The organism is Caballeronia sp. LP006 (assembly GCF_031450995.1).
GTDB lineage: Bacteria > Pseudomonadota > Gammaproteobacteria > Burkholderiales > Burkholderiaceae > Caballeronia.
On record NZ_JARTVW010000005.1, the window covers coordinates 967727 to 982887 of the forward strand.

The 15161-nt window shown below is 56.1% G+C and carries 10 protein-coding genes; 9 read left to right on the forward strand and 1 reads right to left on the reverse strand.

Annotated features, from left to right (window positions below):
- Entirely contained in the window at positions 1-1380 is a 1380-nt protein-coding gene (locus P9250_RS21210; RefSeq protein ID WP_310395002.1) for a nucleobase:cation symporter-2 family protein, read from the reverse strand.
- Between the two features lie 335 nt (positions 1381-1715).
- Between P9250_RS21210 and P9250_RS21215 the strand changes: the two genes are divergently transcribed.
- The 9 genes from P9250_RS21215 (at position 1716) to P9250_RS21255 (ending at position 15159) form a co-directional block, all read left to right on the forward strand.
- Complete coding sequence (locus P9250_RS21215) at positions 1716-3128, forward strand: FGGY family carbohydrate kinase (RefSeq protein WP_310395004.1); 1413 nt, start codon at positions 1716-1718, stop codon at positions 3126-3128.
- Positions 3129-3304: 176 nt separating this feature from the next.
- On the forward strand, positions 3305-4519 hold the full coding sequence (locus tag P9250_RS21220) for an AGE family epimerase/isomerase (protein ID WP_310395006.1): 1215 nt from the start codon (positions 3305-3307) through the stop codon (positions 4517-4519).
- A gap of 32 nt (positions 4520-4551) precedes the next feature.
- Complete coding sequence (locus P9250_RS21225; RefSeq protein WP_244827166.1) at positions 4552-5658, forward strand: S-(hydroxymethyl)glutathione dehydrogenase/class III alcohol dehydrogenase; 1107 nt, start codon at positions 4552-4554, stop codon at positions 5656-5658.
- A 14-nt stretch (positions 5659-5672) separates the two neighbouring features.
- Complete coding sequence (gene fghA / locus P9250_RS21230; RefSeq protein ID WP_310395008.1) at positions 5673-6524, forward strand: S-formylglutathione hydrolase; 852 nt, start codon at positions 5673-5675, stop codon at positions 6522-6524.
- Between the two features lie 652 nt (positions 6525-7176).
- Complete coding sequence (locus P9250_RS21235) at positions 7177-9528, forward strand: type VI secretion system tip protein VgrG (protein ID WP_310395010.1); 2352 nt, start codon at positions 7177-7179, stop codon at positions 9526-9528.
- Positions 9529-9531: 3 nt separating this feature from the next.
- Positions 9532-11988, forward strand: a complete 2457-nt coding sequence (locus P9250_RS21240; protein ID WP_310395012.1) for a hypothetical protein — start codon at positions 9532-9534, stop codon at positions 11986-11988.
- Entirely contained in the window at positions 11981-12616 is a 636-nt protein-coding gene (locus P9250_RS21245; protein ID WP_310395014.1) for a hypothetical protein, read from the forward strand. The genes P9250_RS21240 and P9250_RS21245 overlap by 8 nt, the downstream gene beginning before the upstream one ends.
- A 353-nt stretch (positions 12617-12969) precedes the next feature.
- Entirely contained in the window at positions 12970-13443 is a 474-nt protein-coding gene (locus P9250_RS21250; protein ID WP_310395016.1) for a hypothetical protein, read from the forward strand.
- Between the two features lie 1455 nt (positions 13444-14898).
- Positions 14899-15159, forward strand: coding sequence for a PAAR domain-containing protein (locus tag P9250_RS21255; RefSeq protein ID WP_310395017.1), 261 nt, complete (start codon positions 14899-14901; stop codon positions 15157-15159).
- The last annotated feature ends 2 nt before the right edge of the window (positions 15160-15161 follow it).

Sequence of the window (15161 nt, forward strand, 5' to 3'; positions counted from 1 at the left end):
TTACTGCGCTTCACGCGCATGAGCCGCGCCGTCGAACTCGTGTGCGGCCTCGCGAATCTCGCGGCGCGCATCGCGCTCCTTGCGCACGCCGTTGAACACGATATTCAGAATCACCGCCGACACCGAAGCCAGCAAGATGCCGCTGTGAAGAATCGGCTCCAGCGCATGCGGCAGTTGCGTGAAGAACTTCGGTGCGACCACCGGCACCATGCCCATACCCACGCTCACCGCGACGATGAACAGGTTGTGATGGTTCGTCGAGAAGTCCACGCGCGACAGCGTCTTGATGCCGTTCGCCGCGACCATGCCGAACATCACGATGCCCGCGCCGCCAAGCACGAACGGCGGCACCGATGCGACCACTTGCGCCATCTTCGGAAAGAGGCCGAGCACGACCAGAATCACGCCGCCGGTCGCGCAGACGAAGCGGCTCTTCACGCCCGTCACGCCGATCAGCCCGACGTTTTGCGAGAACGACGTATGCGGGAACGAGTTGAATACGCCGCCGATCAGCGTGCCGAGGCCATCGACACGCAGGCCGCGCACGAGCGCTTTCTGATCCACCGGACGATCGACGAGATCGCCGACCGCGAGAAACATGCCGGTCGATTCAATGAAGGTCACGAACATGACGATGACCATGGTCGCCACCGACAGCGCGTCGAAGTGCGGCAAGCCGAAGTGGAACGGCAGCACGACGCCGACCCACGGGGCGTGCGCGACGCCGTCCATGTTGACGCGGCCGAGCATGGCGGCGATCACGAAGCCCGCGACAATGCCGAGCAGCACCGAAATATTGGAGATGAAGCCGCGCGCGAACTTGTTTATGAGCAGAATCAGCGAAAGCACGACGAGCGACAGCAGCAGATAAACGGGATTGCCGTAGTCGGGATTGCCCACACCGCCCGCCGCCCAGTTGATGCCCACGCCCATCAGCGACAAGCCGATCACCGCGATCACCGTGCCGACCACGACTGGCGGGAAGAAACGCAGGAGTTTGCCGATCATCGGCGCGAGCACGATGCCGATCACGCCGGCCGCGATGGTCGAGCCGAACACATCGAGAATGCCGAGCGAAGGATTGGTGCCGATGGCGACCATCGGGCCGACGGCGGCGAAAGTACAACCCATGATGACCGGCAAGCGGATGCCAAAGATCCAGAGACCGAGCGTCTGGATCAGCGTGGCGACGCCGCATGAAAACAGATCGGCGCTGATGAGGAACGCGATCTGATCCTTGGACAGATTCATCGCGGCGCCGAGAATCAGCGGCACCGCAACCGCGCCCGCGTACATCACGAGAACGTGCTGGATGCCAAGTGTCAGTAACTGTCCTGTCGGCAAACGCTCGTCCACCGGATGCACCTTGTTCGAAGCCATGTCTCTCTCCTTGTATGCCTTGGCATTTGTGTGGCCTCCACGGTAAGTGCATCAAAATGCGCGAACAAGACCACGGGACGCTATACGCCGCGTTCGCACGCCGATATATATTTAGCGCGCCCGGATCGTTTGCGTTTCGCGGAAGTCCTTGCTACAAGGGGTTTGGCGGTTATCGAAGCAGAACCGTCGTGTGACGAAAGGCCGCCATCTTCGTGTGCTCGTTATGATGTTCATGGCGGCGCGCGTATAGTCCGTTTTTCATGCTCGTCGCGTATTGGCGGGGTTAACCCGCGATTTACGCGTTTTCCCTTACTCCTTCCGAAGCACGAAATCCCATGCGTTTCTTAGGCATCGATCTCGGTACGGGTTCGCTGAAACTGGCCATCATCGATGAACGCGGCCACGAGGTCGCCATGACGAGCCGTGCTTATTCGGTCACGAGCGCACATCCCGGCTGGGCTGAAACTTCCGTCGATACCTGGTACGCCGCGCTCGCCGATGCCGCCGCGCATCTTCCTGTCGACGAACGTCAGGCGGTGCGCGCGATCGGCTTCTCCGGTCAGATGCATGGCGTCGTTCCCGCCGATGCCAACGGCCGCGCGTTGCGCCCCGCGATGCTCTGGCCGGACACGCGCGCGAGCCATCTGCTCGATGCGTGGCCCGAGCCGCAGCAAAACCCCGTCGCGCCGGGCATGGCCGGTCCGCTGTTGCGCTGGCTCGTCGCGCATGAAAGCACGCTTGTCCCGCAGATGCGCTGGGCGTTGCAGCCGAAGGACTGGCTGCGCGCGCGTCTGGGCGGCGCGTTCGTGACGGATGCATCGGATGCATGCGCCACGGCGCTCGCCGCGCCATCGGGCGAATGGGACGATGCGCTCATCGACAAGCTGGGTTTGCAGCGCGCGTGGTTCGCACCGCTCGCGGCATCGCATGCAACGGCGGGCACGTTGTCGGCGGCAGCGGCGGCGGAACTGGGCCTGCGCGCGGGCATTCCGCTCGCCGTCGGCGCAGGCGATACGCCATGCGCCGCGCTCGGCAGCGGCCTCACCGCCGACGGCGACGCGCTTCTCACCACGGGCACCGGCGGCCAGATCATCGTGATGTGCGACGCCGCGCCCGCACCCGTGCACGGACTGCATACGTATCGCGCGGCGAGCGGCGCGTGGTATCGCATGGCGGCCATGCAAAACGTGGGCGTCGCGCTCGAAGCGGTGCGCGGCTGGCTTGGTTATGCATCGTGGCCGGCCGCTTACGACGACGCTTTCGCCGCCGACCCGAGCGCCTCCGTCACCTTCCTGCCGTACTTGAGCGGCGAGCGCTCGCCGTGGATGAACCCGGCAGCGCGCGGCGGCTGGCTCGGCCTCGGTCTCAACGATTCGCGCGGCACGTTGATGCGCGCCGCCTTCGAAGGCGTGACGTTCGCATTGCGTGCGGGACTCGATGCCATCAGACAGCACGGCACGCCGCTGACTTCGTTGCGGCTTGCGGGCGGCGGTTCCATCGATGCACGCTGGCGTCAATTGCTCGCGGATTCCCTGCAAGCCGAACTCCATGCCGTCGATTGCCCGAACGCGGCAACGCGCGGTGCGGCGATGCTCGGCGGCATCGCGGCGGGGCACTTTCGTATCGACGAGATTCACGCGCTCACGCCATCCGCGACACGGGTCGCGATTCCGCAAACGAACCCCGCACTCGATACGCGGTATGCGCGCTTCATCGATCTGTACCAGCGCGCGCATGACTGGTTTTGAGCGTGGGCGCTCGCGGCATCGGCTACGCAAAGTGCCATGTCTAGAGCGAGCCCACGCCGACCCCGCGCCGCGTTTTTCTTTTACCGCTTAAACTTTGCGCTCGACCGAAGTTCGCGCCGTCCGGTTCATGAAGAACCGCTTCATATGAGCTGCCCCTGACCACATCGAAATCAGCCATGTCCGCATCCGCACCGTCGCAACCCGCTTTCCGCTCGCGCGAATTCCTGCTCGATCACGCGCTGCACACGATGATCTTCTATCATCCGCACTGTCTCGATCCGAACGGCGGGTTCTATCACTACTACAAGAACAACGGCACGATCTACGACCGCAAGTCGCGGCATCTCGTGTCGAGCACGCGCTTCGTCTTCAACTACGCGATGGCGCACAAGCACTTCGGCCTCGACGAATATCGCGGCGGCGTGAAGCACGGCATCGACTATCTGCGCGAGTTTCACTACAACCCGCAAACGGGCGGCTACGCGTGGACGCTCTCCGGCCGCGACGTCACCGATGCGACGAATCATTGTTATGGCCTTGCGTTCGTCGTGCTTGCGTATGCGAAGGCGATCGAAGCGGGTTTCGACGAAGCACGCGCCTATCTCGACGAAACCTGGCAACTGATGGAGACGCACTTTTGGGACGCCGCCCACGGCTTGTACAAGGACGAAGCGAGCGCCGACTGGAAGGTGTCGGACTATCGCGGCCAGAACGCCAACATGCACACGTGCGAAGCGTTTCTCGCCGCCTTCGAGGCGACCGGCGAAGCGCGCTATCTCGACCGCGCGGCGCTCCTCGCCGACAACATGGTGAACCGTCAGGCAGCGCTTGCGGGCGGGCTCGTGTGGGAGCACTACAAGCCGGACTGGTCTGTCGACTGGGATTACAACAAGGGCGATCGCAGCAACATCTTCAGGCCTTGGGGTTTTCAGCCGGGACATCAGACCGAATGGGCGAAGCTGCTGATGATTCTCGACCGGCATCGTCCGGAAGCGTGGCATGTCGCGCGTGCGCGTGAGCTTTTCGATCGCGCGATGGAACTGTCATGGGACGACGAGCACGGCGGCATGGTCTACGGCTTCGACCCCGACGGCAAGTTCTATGACGAGGACAAGTACTTCTGGGTGCAGGCGGAATCGTTCGCGGCCGCGGCCTTGCTCGCGGATCGCGCCGAACGCGATGGCGTCAGCGCCGCCGCGACGCGCTACTGGAACGATTACGACCGTTTGTGGACCTATAGCTGGGCGCATTTCGTCGATCACAAGTACGGCGCGTGGTATCGCATCCTCACGCGCGATAACCGCCAGTACAACGACGAGAAAAGCCCCGCCGGCAAGACCGACTATCACACGATGGGCGCATGCTACGAAGCGCTGAACGTGATCCGCTAATTCCTATCAAACGACATCAGGAGCCTTGAACGATGAAGACCAAAGCAGCAATCGCATGGGAAGCAGGCAAGCCGCTCACCATCGAGGAAGTCGATCTCGAAGGCCCGCGCGCGGGCGAAGTGCTGATCGAAGTGAAAGCGACGGGCATTTGCCACACCGACTACTACACGCTCTCGGGCGCCGACCCCGAAGGCCTGTTCCCGGCGATTCTCGGCCACGAAGGCGCAGGCGTGATCGTGGATGTCGGGCCGGGCGTCGGCACGCTGAAGAAGGGCGACCACGTCATTCCGCTCTATACGCCGGAATGCCGTCAGTGCAAATTCTGCCTCTCGCGCAAGACCAATCTTTGTCAGGCAATTCGCGCGACGCAGGGCAAGGGCTTGATGCCCGATGCGACCTCGCGCTTTTCCATCGACGGCAAGCCGCTCTTTCACTACATGGGCACGTCGACGTTTTCGAACTACATCGTGGTGCCGGAGATCGCCGTCGCAAAGGTGCGTGAGGACGCGCCTTTTGACAAGATTTGCTACATCGGCTGCGGCGTGACGACGGGCGTGGGCGCGGTCGTGTATTCGGCGAAGGTCGAAGCGGGCGCGAACGTCGTCGTGTTCGGGCTGGGCGGCATCGGCCTGAACGTGATCCAGGGCGCGAAGATGGTGGGCGCGGACAAGATTATCGGTGTCGATATCAATCCGGGGCGCGTGGAGCTTGCGAAGAAGTTCGGCATGACCCACTTCATCAACCCGAACGAAGTGGAGAACGTGGTCGACCATATCGTGCAACTCACCGATGGCGGCGCGGACTATTCCTTCGAATGCGTGGGCAATGTGAAGCTGATGCGTCAGGCGCTCGAATGCACGCACAAGGGCTGGGGACAGTCGTTCATCATCGGCGTGGCGGCGGCGGGGCAGGAGATCAGCACGCGGCCGTTCCAGCTCGTGACCGGGCGCGAATGGAAGGGCTCGGCATTCGGCGGCGCGCGTGGACGCACGGATGTGCCGAAGATCGTCGATTGGTACATGGAAGGCAAGATCAATATCGACGATCTGATTACGCACCATTTGCCGCTTGAACGTATTAACGAAGGCTTCGACCTGATGAAGAAGGGCGAATCCATTCGTTCCGTCGTGATCTATTGAGAGAGGATGCAGCCATGCTCGAACTCGTCGAAGAACACCGTTGTTTCGATGGCGTGCAGCGTATTTACCGGCATCAGTCGGACGTGATTGGCCTGCCGATGCGCTTTTCGGTTTTCCTGCCCGCGCAGGCTGCCCATTCGCGCGTGCCGGCGTTGTTTTATCTTGCCGGCCTGACTTGTACCGAAGAGACGTTTCCCATCAAGGGCGGTGCGCAACGTTACGCCGCCGAGCATGGCATTGCATTGATTTCGCCGGATACGAGCCCGCGAGGAGCGGGTATTCCGGGCGAATCCGATGCGTGGGATTTTGGCGTTGGCGCGGGTTTTTATGTCGATGCGACGGTGGCGCCATGGGCCGAGCGGTATCGGATGTATTCGTATGTGACGCAGGAGTTGCGTGAGCTGGTTTTGCGAGAGCTGCTGTTGCGCGAGGACCGGATTGGCATCTTCGGGCATTCGATGGGTGGGCATGGTGCGCTCGTGCTCGCGTTGCGTAATCCTGATCTTTATCGCTCGGTGTCGGCGTTTGCGCCAATTGCCGCGCCGTCTTTGTGTCCCTGGGGCGTTAAGGCTTTCTCCGGATATCTTGGTGATAATCGCGAAGCGTGGAAGCTATACGATGCCAGCGAACTCGTTATTGGCGATGCGGCTTCGCGTTTCGATGGCGGGATCTTGATCGATCAAGGACTTGCGGATCAGTTTCTCGACGGGCAGCTTTTTCCGGATGTTTTCGAGCGCAATGCTCGGGAGGCGGGGCATCGAGGGGTCGTCTTGCGTAAGCACGATGGGTACGATCATGGGTACTTTTTTATTTCCACGTTCGTGGGGGAGCATGTTGCGCATCATGCGCGGGTTTTGTGTAAGTGATTTTTTTGGGTTTCGGCTGGCTTTGGTTTTTGTATCTGGTTAGGGCGCTTTTTTTCTTCGGGGAAGTTGCTCTGGTTTCTTGCGGTTCTTTGCAGTAGCCGCCTGCCCGGCGGAGGGGTTACTTTCTTTGCTGCTGCAAAGAAAGTAACCAAAGAAAGCAGCTTTGGAACCGGCTTCTGAAGCACAACTGGTTCCTCGCTATTTCCCACAAACCCTTTGAGCACTTCCCATTGTTCGCGCTTGTGGTTAACCAATTATTAGGTATGCGGCGTTTTTGACTGCGCTGTGTAGTGGTCTAATGAATCCGGACGCTGATTTAGGCGAGAATGGTCGCCATGACGAGGTGTCTGATGAGCAAGCAACGACGTACGTTTTCCCCGGAGTTCAAACAGCAAGCCGCCGGTCTGGTGTGGTGCGGACCAATATCGGTAAGCGTGGCCCAGGCATCGAATGTCGCATCGGACAAGTCCGAATGTTGACCTGAACCGTTCCAGCACACACGCATATAACTTCTTGAATCTGCGGAATATTCAGCGGTTCCGACAGAATCCCGCTCAGTTCATTGCCTAATGGCAGCGATTTATTGCGTCACAATGGCCCGTGGTCGAAAATATAATTTCGTCGTCCTTTCGAACACGAGGCAACGCAAGACATGGCTGCAACCGATTTTCTGACGGCGATCAAAGATCGCAACGCATGGCTTTCCCAGCACCTCTCATTGACTGTCGCAGGACTTAAGGTCCCGGTCCGTCCGCTGGAATACACCATCACGGAAGCGATGAACGAGTTGTTCGAACTCAATATCCTCATCTATTCCGACGATCAGACGCTCGATGGCGTCCACTTTCTCGGCAAGAACGTGTCCTTCGTCGTCGAGGAGCGCGCGGCGCTGAAGTACCTCGACACCGCATCGCGTCACGCGCGGACCTTGCACGGCGTAGTCCGTGAATTCACGCACCAGAGTTCAAGCAACGATGGTGCGCAATTCCGTCTGAAGATCGCGCCACGTGTGTCCTTACTCGATCTGACGAAGACGTCAAACGTCTTTTTACAGAAGACGCTCAAGGACATTTTCTACGAGCTATTGGTCGATCGTGAACATCTCTTTCCGCATGATATCGAGTTGAATTTTGAGGGCGTCGATCAGCGCTACGATCAACTGCTGATGCACGAGGAAAGTGTTCTTGAATTTTTCCGACGTCAGTGCTTACGGCATGGGCTGTATTGGTACTTCAGGCACGCTCCGCTCGACAGTAAAACCCATCGCGATACGCTCGTGGTGGATAACCGTGCGAACGGTTACATGCGTTCGATCGACGTGCCCTACATCCGTCCCAATGGTCTGGACGGCGAGTTTCACGAAGCGCTGCTGAGCATCAAGCGCAGGCAGACGCTGCTGCCTGAAAGCGTCGAGTTGCGCGATCACAACTATCGGACGCCCAATGCGCCGGTGTCCGCGATCGCGTATGTGGATCGAGGCGACAAAACGCTCCATGGCCAAATCGATCGGAGCAGCGAGCATTTCCATACTCCGGAAGAGGCGCAGGCGCTCACCAAAGTTCGTGCGCAGGACATTGCTTCGAAGCAGGTCATCCACACTGGCACGACGAACATCGCCGGGCTGTATCCGGGCTGGGTGCTGACGACCACCAACCACAAGTTGCCGAAAGCGCCTTATGGTCTGGTGATCGTCAAGCTCAAGACGACGGGTTCGCTCTCCAAGCCGGTTCTGAACGAATTCGAAGCCACGCCTGCGGACAAGATATGGCGGCCCGAGTACGTCCCCGAGCGCGACTGGAAATGGATGAACGGCTCGATCATCGCGACGATCGAATCGAGCGCCGAGGGTAGCCCGTACCCGGATTTAGACCAGCATGGTCGATATCTTGTCCGGTTCCACTTCCATCATGGCGCGGGCAAGTCGGGATCGAACAGCATGCGGCTACGGCTGATGACGCCGTCGGCCTCGCGCGAAGGCGGGTTTCATGCGCCCTTGCTACCCGGAACGGAAGTCAGAATTTTTTTCACAAATTCTGATATCGACAGGCCCTATATAGGATTCGCCGCCTTCGACTATTCACACACGAATCACGTTCACGGGCTTGAGGGCTGGAACTCGCGTTCGGTGTGGCGCTCGGCGCTGCTCGCCAACAAGGTGCGCTTCGAGGACTTCAAAGGCCGCGAAGGCGTGAAGCTGGCGACGATCTATCAGAAGTCGTCGGTGAGCATGGGCTATCTGGTGGACAACCAGAAGCAGCTTCGCGGTGAAGGCGTCGAAATTCACACGCAGGGCCACGCGACCATTCACGGATCGAAGGGGCTGTTCTTTTCTGCCGACGCGTTGTCGAGTCCGAATGCGCCGCATCTGGAGATGAACGCCGCGCTGAAGGAACTGCAATCGGCGTTGACGCGCGTGACGTCGCTGGTTCGGGCGACGACGCAGGCGAAGGCCGAGCCTGCTGATCGTGATACGCAGGCAAGCTTGATGGACACGCTCGATCAACTCAAAAGCGCTGGCCTGCTCGCGAGCGCGCCGGGCGGCATGGCCTTCGTGACGCCGCGCTCGGTGCAGCAGGCGGCGGGCGACAACGTGATCGTCAATGCGGGCAAGCACGTCGATATCAGTGCGGTGAGGCGCTTCACGGTCGCTGCGGGCGAATTGATTTCGCTGTGCGCGCAGAAGCTGGGCATGAAGCTGTTCGCAAAAGGCCCGGTGGATATTCAGGCTCACGACAGCACGCTGAACCTTTATGCCGACCAGCAATTGCACGTCTCCAGCGCCAACGCGAATGTGCTCGTCAACGGCAAAACCCGCGCCGTCCTCGCCTGCGGCGGCGCGGCGATCAAGATCGAGAACGGCAGCATCGAATTGGTCTGTCCGGGGGATTTCAAGATCAAGGCGGCGTCGTTCACGTTTGAGGGGCCGCAGAGCCTGAATCCGCCGCTGCCGAATTTACCCAAGAGCGATTTCAAGCTCGCAGAAACTTATATTCAATCTCGCTAAAACATGATTATCAGCCCCCCGTTCCTTCCGGCTGAAGGCCTCACCGTGCCCGCCGAGAAGTGGAAAACCGATCCGATGATGGATGTGGTGGATAAGTTCGAGCTGACCTATAGCGGTGTCTTTCCGATTGCCTCGGATCGTCGCTGGCATTGCGGCATGCATCTGGTGCCTGATTGCGGACTTGGCCAGAAAGAGCCGGTGCGCGCGATTGCTGATGGCGAGGTCGTGGCGTATCGCGTGGCGCAGAATGCAGTATCGGATGGGCAGAAGAAGTCCGATGGCACCAATGCGCTGAACAGCAATACGAGTTTCGTGCTGCTCAAACATACGACCGACACGGGCGAAGGTCGCACGATCACGTTTTATTCGCTGTACATGCACCTGCTCGACCTCGTGAGCATGCAGGGGCTTGTGCCGCAGCTGCAGCCAAGCCAGGCTCCGCAAAACAGTTCGCCTAACGCGCTACCTGCGTGGCTGCTCGCCGAGACCGAAGGCGTTCAACCCGGCGGGAGCAAAAAGGTGTATCGCAAGGATCAGCTCGGCTATGTCGGGAAGTATCACAACGAGACGCATCTGCACTTCGAGATCTTCATGACCGAGGCGGATTTCACGGCGTGGTTTGAGCAGAATGGTCATAAGGTGGCACTGGGAGAGTCGCACCCGGAGACGCCAGTGTCAAAGGACTATTGGGGGCATACGTACTTCGTCATCCCTGAGAAATCCGCATTCGTCAGCGTGCCTCCGGGAATGGCAAGCCTGAACACTGGAGGACACACCCCAAAGCCATTTTTTCCGGCGCTGAATGAGGGCGTCTTGGGCGATGGCAATACGCTGTATGTCCAGACGTATTTCAGTCGCGGCGAGCGGTTCATGCGCGCGTGGATCGATCGGGGCGATGGTACGCTGGTCGCGCTTACGCCGGATGAGCCGATCAAGGATAAGTTCGACGAATACGAGTATCAGTTATACGAACGTGCCACGAAGCTTTACGGAACGTGTCCGAGCGATGGCTACGAGATGCTGCGCTTCGGGCGGATTCTGAGTACGGATACGCCCTCGCTGTCGGCAGAGGCGCAGGCGACGTGGCTGGCTGTGCCGTTCGATCAGGGCAAGGTCGGATATATCGATGTGAATCAGCAGATGGTCAAGAAACTGTCGGATGCGAATTTCCCGTTCTTTATGGATTGGCAGAAGATCGAGGACGGCAATACGCCGTTTGACCAAGCTGGTCTGTGCGGATATGACGAACTATGCCGGATCACCGGCGTGACCGATCTACAGTCGGCTGATGCGGCTACGCTTCAGGAATTCAGTAAAGAGGAAAGCCTGAAATCGTACGTACAGGGACAGGCGGCGGTGCGTGCCAAGCTAAAGGGCTTTATTTGCCATGCGAAGAGCGAGTGGGACGCGAGTAACAATGAAGCTCGATACGGCGGCTTAAAAGAGCCGGAGGGGTTTTTTGGAAAGCGCAAGGATGTCGATCCTGACGGGTACACGCGTTTCATCGAGTTTGTGGAGCAGTCGCAATTCATGGGGCAAGTGCAGGTGCAGTCGGGTGAGGACAACAAGCTTTGGTTCTTCCATCCGCTTGCGTTTATTCGGCACTTTAGGAAGTGTGGGTGGTTGAGTGCGAATGAATTCAAACGGATTTATTCCGACAACCATTATCCGAGAAATGTCCGCCCCAGCGGAGAAGAGTTGCGGTCTACATATCTAACGCCGCTAAACCTCGCGACAAGGAAGTTTGTCCTTGCAACCCCCTCGCGATTAGCACATTTTTTGGGGCAAGGTGCTGTCGAGAGTGCATGGCTGATGTCAATGCAAGAAACAAGCATGCTAGGAACTGTCACCGCGGGCGCGCTTCACGGTGCCGCAATTAATCCAGCCTCGAAAATATCAGAATCCGATCTCGGGCATTGGTACGGACAAGTGCCGTCAGAAGAAGATCTCTGGTTTAAATCTGAGAAATTCAATAGCCACGGTGGCAGGGTAGCGGGTAGCTACGACTGGAAAAATGGAAACTGTGACAAGGATGATGCTCAAAAATTTCGCGGGCGTGGATTTAAGCAACTTACAGGCAGGAGCAATTACGCAAGTTACTGGCTGTTTCGGGGCTGGATTACGCGTTCTTCATTTACGGATTCATGGTGGAATGATGCAGCATTCAGGCGGCATGATCGAAACGGCATGACAAAAACTCCAGCGAATATTGAGGACCCACATAGAGTCGCCTTTATCGAAAATTGCATCGATAGCGGAGCATTCTATATACGTGTTGAGCGGCCAAAAGTGGTGCAAGAAATTGATCGCGAGACTTTGCGTGCTGCGAGTAACGATCAAGAAAGAAATAGTGAACGAGAGATTTCTAGAGCAGTCACCTATGCGATCAATGGTGGCTACATTGATGACGCGCGTAGATTAGAATATACGCATGCAGCAAAGGAGATTATTTGTGACTAGGAAGTATATTCTTTTATTGTTAATCGGATTCTTGTCGCTAAGTTCGGGTTCGATAATGGCGGAAGGCCAGTATGAGGTTCAAGGCGACGCCATTCGATTATTCAATCACGCTACGACTACTCAGTTGTGTAAATTGGACGCACCAGCTATTTATGCAACAGAAACTTACGACGAGGCTGCAATCATTGTCTCCGGTCGCGGATATGTAGAAAAAAAAGATCTTGAAGATTGCTCCGATAATAAAAAAATACATGTACATAATATTCCGGGACATGTTGGTGTTCTAACAGATGTCAATGTTGAGCAAAAGCTCTACGTTGCGCTGGATTTTGTGACAGTGCAGCCCTATACATGGCTGGCGACCATTGCTAAGCTTGGTACGTCAAAAAATTTAGTCTCTCTCCGTGGCGCTTATATTCCCAGGCAGTCGCTTTCCAATATGAAGAAGTTTTCATTTGGAGGCAGTGGTGATGCCGGTAGTTCTATCATTTCCTTAGATGGTAAATTTGTTGCACCGAACGGAGAAGTTGGTTGCGAGGAAAACTCTTACCCAGGTGTTTGGGACATATTAAAAAATGAGCGGGTTGTCACTGACAGTAGTGCATGTAGTTCATTATTTGGCAAATAACCTAAATGAGGTATACGTCGTCCTTCAACGAAAGGTGAACAAAAAGCAAGAGGATTCGGCGATGCTTGAGTAATTTTCGTCAGCAGCACATATATCGATTGATGAATCTTGTTGATGGACTTAGTCAAAATAGAAGTGCTTGCCTCAACAGCGTAGAGATTATTCAGCGGATAACGTAGGTTTCGTCAATCGACTTGTCAACGGTGGCCCGAATGGTTACAACGAAAGACAGGCTTATACAGTGTTTATGCTGAACCAATTATGGGATGCGATGCCTGACTTCTTCCCTGAGTTGCTGACGCCCGCTCACCGCTCGGCAATAAAGCCGGATCTGACTCGCATAGAGAACTAAATTGAAAATATTAAAACTTTTTATGTTTGTTCTATGGTTTTTTTTGACCGGACCAACTGTCGCAGCGGACCAGTACAAGAATTTTCGTGTGGCTCCTTCTGTGACGACGTCCATTTATCGTGTCGATAGCTCAGTAAAAGTTAAGATTTCGGAGGTAGGTAAAAAAGAACGGTATCAAGTATTGACTTTTGATACCGAAAGCACGCTGCATCTGGCTGTAGCGGACTATGCTTTTAACGGGACGAAGGGCTTTTCCGTGTGGTACCTGGACGAAGGAATGGGTAAAGACACGATCTCAATGGTGTTTCTATTCTCATTGAAACAACATCGATTCGTCGAAATTCGGCCCGCTTGTGGGGACGACTTTGTTAACCTTCAAATTGACAACGTCAGACGTGAATTGGTTAGCACGTATTACGAAAGAAACGAAGCCGTGCTGTGTCGAACAAAGTCTAAAACGCTCAGCCCACAATGAAATCCCCGATCCGCTACGGCGACAGAATCGAACACAGCGGCGAAGTCACGAGCGACTCGCGTCCAAAAACAATTAAAGACACGTTATTTTTTGCGGCTCTGCTTGCTTGCTTGCTCAGCTTCTGTTTTCTCAGCGAGCCCAAACAGTAGCGGCGATGCTTTTTCGCAATGTATGGCTCGCACAAGTAACGATAGGCTAACCTGTGGTTCTGGATGCGGAATGATTTTGCATCAGTGCTACGAGGAGGGGGTATCCGAATTGAATCGGAATTCCGAAAAAATTGTTTTGCAGATAAATAATGTCAGTTCCTCATGCGTAACGGTTGCGGAGGATTATCTGAGTATATTTTCGCAAGCATCCGAACGTATTAAAAAGGAAGCAGCGGATCAACCAGGTTGGTTGGAAGATAAGCTAGATTTACATTTCGCAAAACAACAGCTAGCCACACTTAAGCTGCTCTTGAAAGAGTGTAGATAAGAATCATGCGTTGTCCCCCTTCCTTACGGCCGAAGGCCTTACCATGCCTGCTGAGAAGTGGAAAACCGATCCGATATCAGATACTTCTCACGGGCGATCGTACTTCGGGTACAAATTCCTCACGGACAATTTTTTAGGGGCGCGCTGGTGGGAGTTGGTGCGTCGTACTTACGTCACCGCCTGTTGCCAGTCTCTCTCCGGTGAGCCAACGTAGTGTGACTGCAAACCCAATACGATGGAAAACATAGACGCAGGCATCACCTGGCTATCCGGAAACTCACGTAATCTATGTTTGGAGTCAAGCGAGTCACATTTATAAGCCATCGCAATGCTATTTAGTATTAGGTGGAAAGAGACAAAAATATTAGTTGCTCAAACGCGTATAGATGACTGCGTATCGACTAGGAACGGCAGGGTTGGAGCTGTTTAATTTACGTAAACGCAAAGACGGAGCCTCGGTCCTCCGGATCGAGCCGAGTGAAAAATAAGTTATGATATTAAAACTGATAAAGGTGCTTTCCCTTCTATCGCTTTTCATCCCGATGGTAGCCCATTGCGATGCACTTGCGGATGTTTATTGCTTCTCATCAGACACTAAGGGCATTGAAGACTTCGAATTTCGCATGCTCTTCGATCAGTCAACTAAATTTTCAAGTGGGTTTGTCCGATATCAGAATTCGAAATCTGTAATTCCGCTGGTGCTGAAATCTGCTGACGAACAGACGTTGAGTGCAGGTAGGCCGGACGAATTAACCTCGACGTGGCTTGAAGTTAATCGCGGAAAGATTACCGGTGAATACGAAATGGTAAGTCAAGGAGCCAACATTTATTCAATGGTATATACAAATTATGGTACACGGAAAAAGTCAAGCTTTACTCTTGATCCAAACGTCACCCCTAGCCTTGAGAAGGGTTGTCAGTGGTAGCTTTCTGTAATGCGTGTCCTCAAGTTGGGCATGCAAATAAAAAGGTTTGCAAATGAAATCCCCCATCCGCTGCGGCGACAAACTCGAGCACGGCGGCGAAGTCACAAGCGGCTCGCCATTCAGCACGTTCATGGGCCGCGCACTCGCGCGCCGCGACGACAGCGCCCAATGCGACCTCCACGGTCAAACCACGATTGCCGAGGGCGACGAACGGTTCCCCGATCGCGACGGCAAGCCCTACGCGATGCAGGATCATCGCTGCGCGTGCAGCTGTCGCCTTATCTCATCCTTGCAGAACGTGAACTTCGCGTAAAA

Excerpts from the sequence above, each read along its gene's own strand:
- P9250_RS21210 (WP_310395002.1), bottom strand. The coding sequence starts at position 1,380 with ATGGCTTCGAACAAGGTGCATCCGGTGGACGAGCGTTTGCCGACAGGA.
- P9250_RS21215 (WP_310395004.1), top strand. The coding sequence starts at position 1,716 with ATGCGTTTCTTAGGCATCGATCTCGGTACGGGTTCGCTGAAACTGGCC.
- P9250_RS21220 (WP_310395006.1), top strand. The coding sequence starts at position 3,305 with ATGTCCGCATCCGCACCGTCGCAACCCGCTTTCCGCTCGCGCGAATTC.
- P9250_RS21225 (WP_244827166.1), top strand. The coding sequence starts at position 4,552 with ATGAAGACCAAAGCAGCAATCGCATGGGAAGCAGGCAAGCCGCTCACC.
- fghA (WP_310395008.1), top strand. The coding sequence starts at position 5,673 with ATGCTCGAACTCGTCGAAGAACACCGTTGTTTCGATGGCGTGCAGCGT.
- P9250_RS21235 (WP_310395010.1), top strand. The coding sequence starts at position 7,177 with ATGGCTGCAACCGATTTTCTGACGGCGATCAAAGATCGCAACGCATGG.
- P9250_RS21240 (WP_310395012.1), top strand. The coding sequence starts at position 9,532 with ATGATTATCAGCCCCCCGTTCCTTCCGGCTGAAGGCCTCACCGTGCCC.
- P9250_RS21255 (WP_310395017.1), top strand. The coding sequence starts at position 14,899 with ATGAAATCCCCCATCCGCTGCGGCGACAAACTCGAGCACGGCGGCGAA.